General features: G+C 69.1%; 15 protein-coding genes. 6 read left to right on the forward strand and 9 right to left on the reverse strand.

What is annotated here, in order from left to right; translation table 11 throughout:
- Positions 1-16: 16 nt before the first annotated feature.
- From groES to AC07OZ_RS14080, 5 genes are all read right to left on the reverse strand, one after another.
- Complete coding sequence (gene groES / locus AC07OZ_RS14060) at positions 17-307, reverse strand: co-chaperone GroES (protein ID WP_297524612.1); 291 nt, start codon at positions 305-307, stop codon at positions 17-19.
- 166 nt (positions 308-473) lie between these two features.
- Positions 474-959, reverse strand: a complete 486-nt coding sequence (locus AC07OZ_RS14065; RefSeq protein WP_495467714.1) for a DoxX family protein — start codon at positions 957-959, stop codon at positions 474-476.
- Positions 956-1,741 carry an HvfC/BufC N-terminal domain-containing protein gene (locus AC07OZ_RS14070; RefSeq protein ID WP_495467715.1) on the reverse strand — a complete coding sequence of 262 codons (786 nt, stop codon included), beginning with the start codon at positions 1,739-1,741 and terminating at the stop codon, positions 956-958. The genes AC07OZ_RS14065 and AC07OZ_RS14070 overlap by 4 nt, the downstream gene beginning before the upstream one ends.
- Positions 1,738-2,586 (reverse strand): MNIO family bufferin maturase, encoded by an 849-nt coding sequence (gene bufB / locus AC07OZ_RS14075; RefSeq protein ID WP_495467716.1) that lies wholly within the window; start codon positions 2,584-2,586, stop codon positions 1,738-1,740. Before bufB ends, AC07OZ_RS14070 begins: the two co-directional genes overlap by 4 nt.
- A 25-nt stretch (positions 2,587-2,611) precedes the next feature.
- Positions 2,612-2,887, reverse strand: a complete 276-nt coding sequence (locus AC07OZ_RS14080) for a BufA1 family periplasmic bufferin-type metallophore (RefSeq protein WP_495467717.1) — start codon at positions 2,885-2,887, stop codon at positions 2,612-2,614.
- Between the two features lie 182 nt (positions 2,888-3,069).
- Here AC07OZ_RS14080 and AC07OZ_RS14085 point away from each other — a divergent pair, with 182 nt between their 5' ends.
- Both AC07OZ_RS14085 and AC07OZ_RS14090 read left to right on the forward strand, forming a co-directional pair.
- On the forward strand, positions 3,070-3,615 hold the full coding sequence (locus AC07OZ_RS14085) for a sigma-70 family RNA polymerase sigma factor (RefSeq protein WP_495467718.1): 546 nt from the start codon (positions 3,070-3,072) through the stop codon (positions 3,613-3,615).
- The gene (locus AC07OZ_RS14090; protein ID WP_495467719.1) at positions 3,612-4,253 is read left to right on the forward strand and encodes an NrsF family protein; all 642 of its coding nucleotides are present in this window, start codon (positions 3,612-3,614) and stop codon (positions 4,251-4,253) included. The genes AC07OZ_RS14085 and AC07OZ_RS14090 overlap by 4 nt, the downstream gene beginning before the upstream one ends.
- Before the next feature lie 12 nt (positions 4,254-4,265).
- On the opposite strand, the gene AC07OZ_RS14095 is transcribed toward AC07OZ_RS14090, so the two are convergent.
- A complete protein-coding gene (locus tag AC07OZ_RS14095) occupies positions 4,266-4,727 on the reverse strand; it encodes an Lrp/AsnC family transcriptional regulator (RefSeq protein ID WP_495467984.1) in 462 nt (153 codons plus the stop codon).
- A 103-nt stretch (positions 4,728-4,830) separates the two neighbouring features.
- Between AC07OZ_RS14095 and AC07OZ_RS14100 the strand changes: the two genes are divergently transcribed.
- Entirely contained in the window at positions 4,831-7,101 is a 2,271-nt protein-coding gene (locus AC07OZ_RS14100) for an aminotransferase class V-fold PLP-dependent enzyme (protein ID WP_495467720.1), read from the forward strand.
- Between the two features lie 14 nt (positions 7,102-7,115).
- Here AC07OZ_RS14100 and AC07OZ_RS14105 read toward each other — a convergent pair whose 3' ends face one another.
- The 3 genes from AC07OZ_RS14105 to AC07OZ_RS14115 all read right to left on the reverse strand — a co-directional run bounded on the left by AC07OZ_RS14105 (position 7,116) and on the right by AC07OZ_RS14115 (position 10,796).
- The gene (locus AC07OZ_RS14105) at positions 7,116-8,435 is read right to left on the reverse strand and encodes a sialidase family protein (protein WP_495467721.1); all 1,320 of its coding nucleotides are present in this window, start codon (positions 8,433-8,435) and stop codon (positions 7,116-7,118) included.
- A gap of 13 nt (positions 8,436-8,448) precedes the next feature.
- A complete protein-coding gene (locus AC07OZ_RS14110; protein WP_495467722.1) occupies positions 8,449-9,606 on the reverse strand; it encodes a glycoside hydrolase family 43 protein in 1,158 nt (385 codons plus the stop codon).
- A 182-nt stretch (positions 9,607-9,788) separates the two neighbouring features.
- Positions 9,789-10,796, reverse strand: a complete 1,008-nt coding sequence (locus AC07OZ_RS14115; protein ID WP_495467723.1) for an ArsR/SmtB family transcription factor — start codon at positions 10,794-10,796, stop codon at positions 9,789-9,791.
- 164 nt (positions 10,797-10,960) lie between these two features.
- Between AC07OZ_RS14115 and AC07OZ_RS14120 the strand changes: the two genes are divergently transcribed.
- The 3 genes from AC07OZ_RS14120 to AC07OZ_RS14130 are packed head-to-tail and all read left to right on the forward strand — an operon-like array spanning position 10,961 to position 14,396.
- Positions 10,961-12,103, forward strand: a complete 1,143-nt coding sequence (locus tag AC07OZ_RS14120) for a UDP-glucose--hexose-1-phosphate uridylyltransferase (protein WP_495467724.1) — start codon at positions 10,961-10,963, stop codon at positions 12,101-12,103.
- On the forward strand, positions 12,100-13,347 hold the full coding sequence (galK, locus tag AC07OZ_RS14125) for a galactokinase (RefSeq protein ID WP_495467725.1): 1,248 nt from the start codon (positions 12,100-12,102) through the stop codon (positions 13,345-13,347). The genes AC07OZ_RS14120 and galK overlap by 4 nt, the downstream gene beginning before the upstream one ends.
- The gene (locus AC07OZ_RS14130) at positions 13,344-14,396 is read left to right on the forward strand and encodes an aldose epimerase family protein (RefSeq protein ID WP_495467726.1); all 1,053 of its coding nucleotides are present in this window, start codon (positions 13,344-13,346) and stop codon (positions 14,394-14,396) included. Before galK ends, AC07OZ_RS14130 begins: the two co-directional genes overlap by 4 nt.

A 14,396-nucleotide genomic window follows, 5' to 3' on the forward strand; every position in this document is an offset into this window, starting at 1 on the left:
CTGTCGCGGTCGCCGATTACTTGGCGATGACGGCGAACAGATCCTCTTCGCGCATGACGAGGAGTTCATCGCCGTCGACCTTGACGGTCTGGCCGCTGTACTTGCCGAACAGGACGCGGTCGCCGACGGCGACGTTCAGGGCGATGAATTCACCCTTGTCGTTGCGCTTGCCCGGGCCGACGGCCAGCACTTCACCCTGGTCGGGCTTCTCGGCGGCGTTGTCGGGGATGACGATGCCGGAGGCCGTCTTGGTTTCGTTTTCCAGGCGCTTAACGATCACGCGATCGTGCAGAGGACGCAGTTTCATCAGATCTCCTTGACTAATGCAGACTTGCTTCAAGGGCCCGCCGTGCGCTCATCGCACCGGCCAGCCCATCACAAGAAGTAAGCCCCCCGGCCAGAGCCGCGGGGCTTGTTAGCACTCGACCATCGCGAGTGCTAGCAGGGAGATTATATGGACCGGTCTTGACGTTTCAAGGGCGCGCTTGAACACCCCAGCCGAATACATGGTCCAGCGACCACCGGCCGGGGCCGCGCCCCACGAGATACAGCATCGGTGCCGCCCAGCTCAGATGCGTCGGCCAGCCCGACGGATAGACGAAGGTCTGGATCACCGCCGTCATCCCCAGCACGCCGAGCGCCGCGACCCGCGTGAACAGGCCCAGCACGAGCAGGATGGGCAGGATGTGCTCGGCGGACGTGGCCAGGTAGGCCGCCCACTCCGGCGGGATCAGCGGCAGCGCGTAGTCCTGGCGGAACAGCAGGAAAGTGGTGTCGGTCAGCGTGAACCAGCCCTCGACCTTGGTGCGGCCGGACAGCCAGAAGACGCCCGCGATGCTGAACCGGCAGGCCAGCGCGATGAGGTCGTGCGAGATGAGGCGCTCCAGGCGCGTACGGATCGCGGCCAGTGACCAGGCGGTGTCGTGCCCGGTGCGGGAGGTGGAAGTGATCGTGTTCATGACGGGATCTCCATGACACCGGTGAAGGCGCCTTGATTGAGCAGACGTCCCAGCGAGGCGCCGGGGTCGAAGGAGGGAAAACGGGCCTGGACTGCATCGAGCGCGGCGCCGAGCGATGTGCCGTCGGCGCAGGCATCGAGCAGCGCGCACTCGGCGGCGTCGAGCTCGAGCGCGATGACCGCACCCGAAGGACGGGTCAACAGCGCGCCCTGGCCCTGCCAATGCGGCGGATTCGGGTCGGCGGCCTGCGAGCGGGCGGCATCCCAGAGACTGAACGCCGGCCAGCCGGCGCACCAGCGCCACCGCGCGGCGGGATGCGGAACCAGTCGTGAGACCGCCACCCGTTCGGGATCGAGTCCGGCGATCGTCGCGATGTCGAGTACCGACGCGTCGGCAGCGACATGGCTCTCGCTCCAGAGTCGATCCAATCGTGCGACTTCGCCGAGCCAGGGGAGATCGCTGCCGACGAGGGCCTCATCGAGGAACGCCGGGAACCGCTCTCCATAGTGCTGGAGATCACCGCCCGACGGCGGATCGGCACGCACGGCATCGAGCGCGACGGCCCGCATCCACGCGTCGCCGGTGAGCCGGTGCACGGCCGGATACAGCGAGAGCAGCGCATCCGCGCAGCCCTTCAGCACGGTGTTGCGATAGACGGCGAAGCCGGGTTGTGCCGACGCACCGAGGCCAGGGAGGCCGACGTCTGGCTCGCCCCATAGGGCACGCCAGAAGGTCGCCTGGAAGCTGGCCAGCGACTCGGGGGGCGCCTCGACGTGCGTCATGCGGGCACCTCCTGCCGTGCACGGTGCTTGATGTCGAGCACCGTCTGCGCGTGACGTCGCTCGGCGATCAATTCGGCGAAGGGCGGCAGGTTGCCGTCGCGTTCGACCAGGGTCGGTCTGGGACCGATGCGCGCGGTCAATCGTTCCATCAGTGCCCAGACCGGCGCGGCGACCGCCTCATCGTGGCTGTCGATCAACAGCCCGGTCGTGGCGTCGGCGTCGGCGCGATGACCGGCGACGTGGATCTCCATCACCGCATCGCCGTCGATCGCATCGATCCAAGCCGCGGCGGCTATGCCGAGATTGCTTGCGGACACGAACACGTTGTTCACGTCGACGAGCAGCCCGCAGCCGGAGCGGCGGACCAGTTCATGCAGGAAATCGACCTCACCCCAGTCGTGGGCGAGGGTCAGGTAATGCGTGGGGTTCTCGATGGCGACGCGCCGCTGCAGCGCGTCCTGCATGCGGGAGAGATTCGCGGCGACATGACGCAAGGCTTCGGTCGTGCGCGGCACCGGCAGCAGATCCGGCGCGTACGCGCCGCCGAAGCGGCTCCATGCCAGATGCTCCGACACCAGCGCCGGCTGCAACCGGTCCGCCAATGCGGCGAATCGCCGCAGATGATCGGGATCTGGCGGCGCCACGCCGCCCAGCGACATCGACACCCCGTGCAGCGACAACGGATGTGTCGACCGCAAGGCTTCCAGCAGCGCCAGGCGCGGCCCGCCCGCGACGAGATAGTTCTCAGGATGGACCTCGAACCAGAGTCCGGGATCGCGCGTGGTCAGCGCGTCTTCCGCGAACTCGGGCTTGAAGCCCAGGCCGGCGCCCAGCATGTGCGTCATGGTGATGAAACGGCCGGTGGCAGGGTCAGGACTTGACCGGGGCCAGCGAGCCCATGCCCTTCGGCGTCTTGATCGTCGTGCAGGTGCCCGTCGGGACATACTTCCAGGCGTTGGCCTGGTAGTCCATCTTGGCGGTGCCGGCGCAGGTGGTGCCGGGGCCGGCGGCGCAGTCGTTCTTGCCGGCCATGGCGACGCCGTAGCAGCGCTCCTTCTCGGCGGCGGGCTTGGCGTCCTGCGCCATCGCGGAGGCGGACAGGGCGGTCAGGGTGACGAGGGCGAGGCTCAGGGTGGTCGACTTCATGGGGCACTCCTTGTTTGTGCGTGGGGAAGTTGGTTTGCGTGATGAACGCGCCGATTTGTCCGTCGCATCCGGTAGCTAGTTCGTGCCATTTGCGCTGCGGGTTACAGCGCCACCCAAAAAAAGTTCCCGATCTTTTTTGCGCCCCCCTGTAACCTTCCGGCCCCATGACGCGAATAGATCCCGTGATCGCGACAGAGCATGAGCTGCACGACCTTTTTGTGGCCGGGCTGGAGGGGGACGCGGCGGCTTACCACCGCTTCCTCCAGCGCCTGGGGGCCTTGTTGCGCGGGTATTTCCGGCGGCGGCTGCAGCAACTGCCCGACGAGGTCGAGGATCTGGTGCAGGAGACGCTGATGGCCGTGCACGCGCAACGCCAGACCTACCGTCGCGGCGAACCGTTGACGGCCTGGGTGCACGCGGTCGCGCGATACAAGCTGGTGGACCTCTGGCGCCGCCGCGAGCGGCATGAGGCGCTGAACGAGCCGCTCGACGACGATCTGGCGGTTTTCGCCACCGCCGACCACGAGGCCGGCGACTCGCGCCGCGACCTGAGCCGGCTGCTGGATCAATTGCCGGCGAACCAGCGCCTGCCGATCCTGCACACCAAGGTCGAAGGGCTGTCGGTCCAGGAGACCGCCCAGCTCACCGGGTTGAGCGAGTCGGCGGTGAAGGTCGGCGTGCACCGGGGATTGAAGGCGCTGGCGCGACTGTGGAAGGAAATGACATGAAGACCGACGACCTGATCGGACTGCTGGCGCAGGACGCCGGCCCGGTGCCGACGCGCACGGGCGAGCGGCGCTTCGCCGTCGCGCTGCTGGTCGGCGTCGCGCTGGCGCTGGCCTGGGTGCAGGGCGCCTTCGGCATCCGTGCCGACCTGGCCGAGGTGATGGCCATGCCCGCGTTCTGGCAGAAGGTGGCGATGCCGCTGGCGGTGGCCGCGACCGGCCTGGTCGTGGTGTTCCGGCTCGGCCATCCCGGCGCGCGGATGAATGGCTGGTGGCTGGGGGTCTGGCTGCCGGTGTCGCTGCTGTGGATCTGGGCGGCCGTGGTGCTCTGGATGGCCGAGCCCGGCGCGCGGATCCCGCTGGTGCTGGGCACGACGTGGCGGGTCTGCGTCTTCAACGTGACGGCGACGGCGCTGCCGATCGGCATCGGTTTGCTGTGGGCACTGCGCGGCCTGGCGCCGACGCGGCCCGTGCTGACCGGCGCGGCGGCTGGCTGGCTGGCGGGCGCGGTGGGGGCGTGTGTCTACTCGCTGCACTGCCCCGAGATGGCCGCGCCCTTCGTGGCGATCTGGTACGTGCTCGGGATGGGCATGTCGGCGGCGCTGGGCGCGCTCGCGGGGCGGCATTGGTTGAGATGGTGAGCGGGCGAGCCCTCACGCGATATACGACAACGGCAACGCCGTCGTGAATTTCAGTTCTTCCATCGCGAAGCTCGAACTCACGTCCGACAGCTGCGTCCCCGCGATCAGCCGGCGGTAGACCTGGTCGTAGGCCGCGATGTCCGGCACGACCACGCGCAGCAGGTAGTCGACGTCGCCGCTCATCCGGTAGAACTCCACCACCTCCGGGATCGCCTCGATCGCCGCGCGGAACTGGTCGAACCACGCTTGCGAGTGCACGTTCGTCCGCACCGACACGAACACCGTCACCCCGACGTTCACCTTCTTCGGGTCCACCAGCATCACGTTGCGGGTGATCACGCCCGACTCCTTGAGCCGTTGCACGCGCCGCCAGCAGGGCGTCGTCGACAACCCGACCTCCGCCGCCAGTTCACTCACCTGCACCGACGCATCCCGCTGCAGGATGTCCAGAATCTTCCGGTCGATGGAATCCAGTTTCGTCATATCAGCCAATCTTGGAATTCAATTGCCGAAATCGGCCTAGAAAAGATGGATTTTGCACGTGGATTCCAAGCGTGAATTCTGACAATCGTCGACCATGGAAATCTATCTCGACGCCAACGCCACCACCCCCGTCCTGCCGCAGGCGCGCGACGCCGCGCTCTCCGTGATGGCGGACGCGTTCGGGAACCCGAGCAGCATCCACGGCAGCGGCCTCAAGGCCCGGGCCCGGCTCGACGCGGTCCGTGCCACCGCGCGGCGCGTGCTCGGCGCTCCGGGCGGCCGGCTGGTCTTCACCAGCGGCGCGACCGAGGGCATCCAGACCGCCGTGCTGTCCGCACTGACCGCCCTGCGACAGCGGCGCGAGACCGGCCAGACCATCCCGTCTCGCCTGCTCTACGGCGCCACCGAACACAAGGCCGTCCCGGAAGCGCTCCGGCACTGGAACACGCTGCTGGGCCTGGACCTCGAGGTCGTCGCGATCCCCGTGGGCCTAGACGGCCGCCATGACTTGGCCTGGCTGCGCGTGAATGCGGCCTCGGCCGGCCTGGTCTGCACGATGGCCGCCAACAACGAGACCGGCGTCATCAGCGACCTCGACGGCATCGCCGACGCGCTGCGCGGCACCGGTGCGCTCTGGCTGGTCGACGGCGTGCAGGCGCTCGGCAAGCTGCCGTTGCAACTCGGCGAACGCGCCATCGACTACGCGCCGTTCTCCGGCCACAAACTCTATGCGCCCAAGGGCGTCGGCATGCTCTATGTCCGCGAAGGCGCTCCCTTCACGCCGCTGATGGCCGGCGGCGGGCAGGAAGGCGCGCAGCGCTCGGGCACCGAGAACATGGCCGGCATCGCTGCGCTGGGCGCGGTGCTGGAGGCGCTCGAGGGCGGCGGCGTGTTCGCGTCGCTCGGACAACTGCTGGATCGTCGCCAGCGCCTGGCCGACGCGTTGCGCGAGGCCTTCCCCGGTGTCGTGTTCAACGCGCCTTTCGACATCAGCCTGCCGACGACGCTGAACGTCTCGGTCCCGGGATTGAGCGCGAAGCTCCTCCTGGACCTGTTCGATGCCGCCGGGCTGCGCGTCAGCGGCGGTTCCGCCTGCGGCGCGGCGAAGGCGGCGCCGAGCTACGTGCTGCAGGCGATGGGCCTACCGGCGTGGCGGGCCGGTTCCGCGGTGCGGCTGTCCTTCGGCGCGGCCGATGCCGAATCGACCATCGACGAAGCCTGCAGACGCCTCCGTGCCTGCGGCGAGTCGCTGCGCGCGACCTGCCAGACGCCGGCGCCGAACGAGACCCCGCAGGCGCCGGAGCTGCTCACGCGCTTCGCCGTCGACGGCGCCTGCTGCTACATCGTCGCCGACGTGCCTAGCCGCCGCTGCGTGGTGGTCGATCCGCTGCCGGAACTCACCGGCACGCTGTCGCAGTGGATGCGATGTCGCGGGCTGACCTTGGCCGCGGTGCTGGACACGCACAGCCATGGCGACCATGCATCGTCGGCGCAGCCGCTGCGGGACGCGATGACCAGCCTGCTCGCCGAAGAGGCACTCGCCGATCGCGTCGACGCGCTGGGCTGGCCGAAGGGCAGCGAGGTGATCGCGCTCGGCGCGCATCGCCTGTCGCGGCTCGCGATTCCCGGCCACACGGAAGACTCCACCGCCTACCTGCTGCACGCGGGCGGCGAGTTGATCACGGCCTTCGTCGGCGATACGGTGATGCCGGGCGCGCTGGGCCGCAGCGATTTCGAGCAGAGCGCGCCGGCCGCCTTCGGTCCGTCGCTGAAGACGTTGGAGCGCAACGTCGGCCTGCACGGCCTGCTGCTGCCCGGCCACGACTACGACGACCGCTTCGCGACGACGCTTGCCGTGGAATGCGGCGCGCAGCCGCTGCTCGACGGCGTGCTGAAGGGCCGCCTGAGCGCCGAAGCCTTCGCGATCGGCAAGGGCGTGCTGGAGCACGACCTCGCGCCCACCGAGTACCAGACCATGGCTTGCGGCGCGCGCGTGGATTGCGCGCGGGCGACGGAGCGCGTCGAACTCGACGTCGTCGGCCTGCAGTCGATGCTGGGCGACGGCTTCGGACCGAAGCCGGTGCTGGTCGATGTCCGCGAGGCCTACGAGGCGCGCATGAGTCCCACCGAGGAACTCGCACCCGAGGCGGTGCCGCTGTCGGCGCTGATCAACGCGCTGCCGCGCTGGCGCGCGCTGCCGGACGGGACGCCGGTGATCTTCTTCTGCCGCAGCGGCAACCGCAGCGCGCAGGCGGCGCGGGCGCTGCGGCGGCTCGGGCACGGTCAGGCGTGGAGCCTTGCGGGCGGTCTCGCGCTGTGGCCGACTGCACGGGCAGCCACAGTGCTCGACGCCATCGCGATCTGAGGGCTGCGCCGTGCTCAGGGTGCCGGCAGCGCTCCGCTGCCGAACCGCGTGCGACAGACCTGCTGTCCGTTCGCGGCTGTCTCGAAGTCGCTCGCCAACATGATCAGCCGCGAGCCGTCCGCGCTCGGAAGCATCGGCGACGAATAGTTCTGACACCAGTTCGTCTGCGACGGCGGATTCACCGGTTTCACCGGGGCGTCCATCGTCGACCACGTGCCGCTGCCGTCGGCGGTCGAGCTCAGGAAGATCGTCGAGCCGTTGCCGGCCGTGTCGACCTGCCCGGCGGCGTTGAACAGGATCTGCCCGATCAGCGCGATCCGCTGCCGACCCGGCAGCCAGACGTGCGTCGGCGCATGCCGGAAGAAGCGGCCATCGGCCGTCTTCGGTTCCACGCCGCGCACGGCGGGGTCGCCCCAATCCAGCCCGTCCGCCGAACGCTTCAGCGCCACCCGGCAGTCCAGCCCGGCGGTGCTGCAGTGCTCGTAGCTCAACAGGAAACTGCCGTCGCCGAGCCGGCTCGTCACCGCCATGCCGGGGCGGTCGGACGGCTTCACCGCCGACGCGATCACGCGCGGGGCGGTCCATGTGGCGCCGTCCGTCGTGCTCATCAGCTTGAGCGTCTGCGACGCGCCCGCGGCGGTACCGTCGGTCTCATCCGAATACAGGCAGGCGAGCGCGCCATCGCGTCCGACAAGGAATTCCGGCTCCCAGATGCCCGTGCCTTCGCCGCCGCGCGGCTTGTTGCCGACACCGCAGTTCACCAGGAAGTGCCAGGTCTTGCCCCCATCGTTGCTGCGGTGGATCGGATGTGTCATCGGCTGGCCGGGCGTGTCCTGCCCGACCGACGCCGACCACAGCAACGTCCCCGCTGGCAGCATGCCGACCGCCGTCGGCAACTCGAAGACCGAGCCGCAGCACAGGCCCTTCGGCCAAGCCGCGTCGGTCACCGCGCCCTGGGGCTGAAAGCTCGCGCCATCGTCCTTGCTGAGGAACAGCTTGCCCTGCCCGCGATCGCCATCGAAGGTGATCGTGCTGGCGAGCAGCGCGCCGTTCAGCGAGGCATCGGTCTGATGCTGAAGCCGGATCAGTCTGGGATAGAACGCCGGCGCGTCGCCGTTGAGCAGCGTGCCCGTGCGGCTGACCGGGGGCACCGTGGTGGGTGGCGGGGCGGCGGGCGTCGCAGTGCCGGCGCTCGACGAGCCACCGCCGCAACTGGCGCAGGCGGCGAGCAGCACGCCGATCAGCAGGGCGGATGCGCCGGTTGCCAGCGCGCGGAGGAGGGCGGACCTCGGCGTGGCCGTGGTCCAGGCGGAGAGGGGCGAACGATGCGTCATGTCGTCCTCGCGTTCAGGATTCGCCGGAAGGCTTGCGCTGCGGCACTCCCGACGGGATGGGACGGCCGAAGTCCGGCCTGCCGTCCGCCGTCCAGGTGAACCGCTGGATACGCATCGTGCGGCCATGGGCGTCGTTGCCGTCGCTGTCCTTGGCGTGATAGACCAGCCAGTCCTCGGTGCCGTCCGGCGACTTCGTGAAGCTGTTGTGGCCCGGTGCGAACACACCGTCGACGCCCGCCACGCCGGTCGGTCCGTCAGAGGGACCGAAGACCGGTTTCGGATGTTTGGTCCAGCTCTTCGGACCCATCGGATCCTTGCCGGTCAACTCGAGCAGTCCAAGGTAGTACACGGCGGCCGTGTGCCCCGCGGAATACACGACGAAATCGCGCCCGCCGTGCCGCAGCGGCTGTGGCGCCTCGATCCAGTAGTCGTTCGGCTGGACCTGCCACTGGCCGTCGACCTTGTGCCAGCCGCGTTCCCAGTCGTGCTCGCCTTGGACGATGCGCACGCCGGGACCGATGGCCTTGGCCGGGCTGGCCATCGGCGCGATCCACAGGCCCGAATCGGCGTACATCCAGAACAGCCGGCCATCGGCGAGTTGCAGCACCGAGCCATCGATCGAATAACGCTCATGCGCCAGGTGCACGCGCCCGAGGTCGCGGTACGGGCCCATCGGGTGATCGGCTTCGAGCACGTAGTGCCGGTGGTTCGCGTCGACCTGATCGGACGCGGTGAAGTACAGGTACCAGCGGCCATTGAGGTGGTGGAGCTCCGGCGCCCAGATCATGGCGCTGCGCGGGCCGCTGGGGTCGGCGGACCAGACCTTCTGGCGCTCGGCCTCGCGCCAGTCGCTCAAGCGGTCCGAGCGGTAGACCCACACGCCGCCGTTTGGATCGAAGGTGGCGGTCAGGTAGTACGAGCCCTCATGGAAGACGACGAACGGATCGCCGGCCTCGCGGCCCGGCAGCACGGGGTTGGTGAAGGTGGTCGACATGGCGGTCCCGGAAGCAGCGGCCGCTTTCACGGCGGACGACGCGGAGGATGAGGCGGCGGGGCGGGCGGTGGAGGCGCTGGCACAGCCGGTCGACATCGCGGCGCCCGCGAGTCCCAGGCCGGCGGCCAGACCGAGCCAACGGCGGCGCGGCAGGTCCGCGTCCGAGTCTGGATGCATGGGGAAGTCTCCTGTCCCGCCGCATCGGCGCGGCCTCATGCCGCGCCCCGGGTGGGATCGGCGCGGATGGTAGACCGGATCGATCGTTAATAACAAGTATGTTTGTTACTAACGAGCTCCGTGAGCTTCCTGAGCTTCGCCGGCGATCGTGAGCGCCGGCAGGCGCTCGGCGCCTGGACGGCTCAGCGCATCTCGCGCGGTCTCGGCGAGGCGGAAGCGTCCGCGGCGACCGCGTCGGGGCCGTGCCCGCGCGGGAAGTCGAACGCGATCCGCATGACGATGTCCTGCGGGTAGTTGCCGAACTTGCGGCCGAACAGGTTGAGGCCGCCGCGGTTGCGGGCGTCCTCCTTGATGCCCAGCCTCACCTTGATGTGGTTGGTCTGCGGCAGGTCCAGGTCGCCGATCTTCACCGCGCCCAGGGCGACGCCGTCGATCATCGAGCCCTTCTCGCCCACGCTCCACTGCTTGAGCAGCCCGTGCGTGGTGCGGTCCACCTGCCACCAGCTCGGCATCAGCAGCGAGGGCTTGCCGCCGTAGTCGCCGGGGCTGGTCCAGGTGCCGATCTCCCGGTCGTTGATCCAGAGCGTGATGTCGGACGGGAAGTCCTCGTTGAACTGCGGCGCCTCGGAGCAGATCTCCATCGAGAGCTCGAGGTGGCTGGGCACCGCGCCGTAGGGCAGGTTGTTCGGAAAGGCGTAGTCCACATAGCCCGAGCCGCCGAACCACAGCAGCTGCGCGTAGACGTGCTCCGGCTCGAAGAACGAGCGCGAGTCGTCCAGCATGCCGATGATCTTGCTCTCGCTGACCAGGCCGCAGGTGGGCTTGGCCTCCACGTGGCGGTAGCTGCCGATGGGCATGCTGATCGAGATGACGTTGGGCCGCGACTCGATCGCCGCGCCGGGCAGGCGCAGGCGCACCTCGTCGTAGCGCTTGGAGCAGAGCTTCTGCTGGCCGCGCGTGCCGGGCTCCACCTCGACCGACACCAGGCCCACGGCCTGCAGCTGGTTGATGTTGAAGCTCACCGTCGAATGCGGCAGGTTCATCGCCCCCGCCAGTTCCGAGACGTTCAGCACCTGGTGCGTGAGCAGGCCCAGCATCGCCTGCCGCGTGTCCGAAGCCAGGGCCTTGGCGACGGCCAGTGCCGCGTCGCCTTCGACCATCAAGACCCGGCTGCCCGAGACCTCCACCATTGCGCGTCCCCTCGTGTGCTCGTTGCGGGTCAGCGTTTGGACCCAACGGATTCGGGAGTTTATGGGATCGCCTCCGCTTCTCTGACGCCTTGGGCAGGCGCAAAGGGCGACCCTAGGGTAAAGACCAATCATTAATAACAAATCAATTCGCGATAATGGCCGCCATGAACCCCGCACACCATGACGGGCGAGGCGCCGAGACCGCCAACTCCGCTGATTCCCCCGGGCGCGTCCACCGCCGCCGCAATCCGCTGACCGGCCGCCACGTGCTGGTCTCCCCGCACCGCACGCAGCGGCCCTGGCAGGGCGCGCAGGAGCCGATCGACGACACGCCGCTGCCGAGTCACGACCCGACCTGCTACCTGTGCGCCGGCAACGTCCGGGCGAACGGCCAGCGCAACCCGGACTACACGGGCACCTTCGTGTTCACGAACGACTTCGCGGCATTGCAGCCTGCGCATGGCGATGAAGAAGGTCTCGCCGTCGCGGATGAAGCGGGCGCGGATTTGCTGCAGGCGATGCCCGTCGCCGGCGAATGCCGCGTGCTGTGCTTCTCCCCGGACCATGCCCGCACCTTGCCGGAACTCGGGTTGCCTGAACTGCGCGCGGTCGTGCGGGCCTGGATGGCGCAGTCCGCCGACATGGGCGCCCGCCACCGCTGGGTGCAGGTCTTCGAGAACAAGGGGGCGGCGATGGGCTGCTCCAACCCGCATCCGCACGGACAGCTCTGGGGCCTGGACCAGTTGCCCGACGAGGCCGTGCTCGCCGACACGCATCAGCGCGAGTACCTCGATCGACACGGTGAACCGCTCCTGGTGCGGTATGTCCGCGACGAGCTCGCCTCAGGCGAACGCGTGATCGTCGAGACTGAACACTGGGTCGCCGTCGTGCCGTACTGGGCCGCGTGGCCGTTCGAGACGCTGCTGCTGCCGAAGGCGCCCACGCTGCGCCTCGATGCGATGACGACGGAACAGGCGGACGATCTCGCCGTTGCCGTCCGTCGCCTCACGACGCGCTACGACAACCTGTTCCAGTGCTCGTTCCCGTATTCGATGGGCTGGCACGGCGCGCCGCATGGCGCCGGGCAACCGGACGACGACGCCAACCGTCACTGGCAGCTGCATGCGCATTTCTATCCGCCGCTGCTGCGATCGGCGACGGTGCGCAAGTTCATGGTCGGCTTCGAGATGCTCGGCGAGGCGCAGCGCGACCTCACGCCCGAGACCGCCGCGCAGCGGCTGCGCGAGGTCAGCGACACGGTGCATTACCGGCAGGCGCGACGCGCCGCGCAGGCGGAGGGCGCATGAGCCACGATGTTCAAGCGACACCGCGTGAGCGCGCGGTGCAAGGGTTCGAGCGTGCCTTCGGCCGGAGGCCGGAGCGCCTGAGCCGCGCGCCGGCGCGCGTCAACCTGATCGGCGAGCACACCGACTACAACGAGGGTTTCGCGATGCCCTGCGCGATCGACCGCGACACGGTCGTGGCCGCGGCGCACCGCGACGACGATGTCATCGAGGTCATCGCCTGCGACCTGCCTGCCGAGACAGGCAGTTCGGGCCTCACCGCTGGCATCGCCAGGGCCGGTGAGGGCAACGCGGGCGGCGATGGCGCTCTTGGCGCACGAGGCCGCTTCCGCATCGGCGAAGCGGCGGACGTCACGGCCAGTCCCCAATGGTTGCGCTATGTGCAGGGCATGGTCGCCGTGCTGCGCGAGCAGGGCCACGCCGTGGGCGGCGCGACGCTGTCCATCGCGGGCAACGTGCCGCAGGGCGCGGGGCTGAGTTCCTCGGCCTCGCTGGAGATGGCGATCGGCCATGCGTTCTCCGCGCTCAACGGCTGGACGCTGCCGTCGACGACGATGGCGCTCGCCGGCCAGCGTGCCGAGAACGTCTACGCCGGCTGCCGCTGCGGCGTGCTGGACCAGCTGTCGTCCTCGCTCGGCGTGAAGGGCCATGCGCTGCTGATGGACTGCCGCAGCCTGGAGGTCCGTCCGATCCCCATGCCCGAGGACATCGCGGTGCTGGTCGTCGATTCGAAGATCCAGCGCGGCCTGGTCGACAGCGAGTACAACCTGCGCCGCCAGCAATGCGAGGCCGCGGCCAAGGGCCTCGGTGTGAAGGCGCTGCGCGACGTCGACGACGCGTTGTGGTCGCGCCTCGGCGGGCAACTGGATCCGGTGGTGCGCCGCCGCGCGCGCCACATCATTTCCGACAGCCACCGTTGCGCCGGCCTGGCCGACGCGCTGTCGCGCGGCGACTTCGCCGCGATCGCCCAGCTGATGCGCGAGTCCCACTGGTCCATGCGCGACGACTTCGAGATCACCGTCCCCGCGATCGACGCGCTGGCCGCGCTGATGCAGGACGTCATCGGCGATCACGGCGGCGCGCGCATGACCGGCGGCGGCTTCGGCGGCTGCGTCATCGCACTCGCTCCGCGGGCCATGGTCGACGAGATCCGCGTGGCCGTCGAACGCGGCTACCGTTCGCCGGACGGCCACGCGGCGGAGGTCCACGTCTGCGCGGCGTCCGATGGCGCGGGAGTGCTCGCATGAGCGCGCTCAAGACCTTCGAATTGCAGTCACCGGACGGATTGCGCATCGCCATCACCGATGCGGGTGCGTCGTGGATGTCCTGCGTGGTGCCTGTGAACGGCGAGGACCGCGAGGTCCTGCTCGGCTACGAGACGCCTGAGGACTACTTGCGCCAACCCGGGTATCTCGGCGCCGTCGTTGGCCGCTACGCCAACCGAATCGCGGGCGCCTCGTTCGAACTCGACGGTCAGCGCTTCGCGCTCGACGCCAACGAGGGCCCGAACCAGCTGCATGGCGGCACCGGCGGTTTCCACCGCAAGGTGTGGGACGTGGCGCATCAGGACGAACACACGCTCGAACTGGCGCTGCGCTCGGAGGACGGGGACCAGGGCTATCCGGGTCGCCTCGACGTCCGCGTGACCTACCGGGTCGAAGCGCCGCTGACCGTCAGCGTGAGCTTCGAAGCCCGCACCGATGCGCCGACGCTGGTGAACATCAGCAGCCATGCCTACTTCAACCTCGACGGCTCGGGCCGCGACATCCTCGATCAGCAACTGCAGATCGCAGGCAGCCGCTACCTGCCGGTGCGTGTCGACCTGATCCCGACCGGCGAGCAGCGCGACGTCGAGGGCACGCCCTTCGACTTCCGCCAGCCGCGCCGCATCGGCGATGCCTTGGAAGCCTTGCGCCGCCTCGACGTGCAGCCGGCCAGTCATGACCATTGCTGGCTGATCGACGAACCGGACGGTGAGGGCGCCGCCGCGGTGCTGCACTCGGGTGACGGCCGGCTGGCGCTTTCGTTGCATAGCGATGCGCCAGGCCTGCAGTTCTACGCTGGCGAGTTCCTGCCCGAGACGCCCGACCGCCAAGGCCGTCCGCACATCAAGCACGGCGGCCTCGCCATCGAGCCCGAAGCGCTGCCCGACAGTCCTCATCATCCCGAATGGCCGCAACCCGGGGCGGTGCTGCGTCCGGGCGAGGTCTACCGCCATCGCCTGACCTACCGCTTCCGCCCTTCGACCTCATCGTCCTCTTCGGCCACCCTGGCCGCGCTGGCCGACAAGACCTGA

Source organism: Roseateles sp. GW821-FHT09G03, from assembly GCF_059416045.1.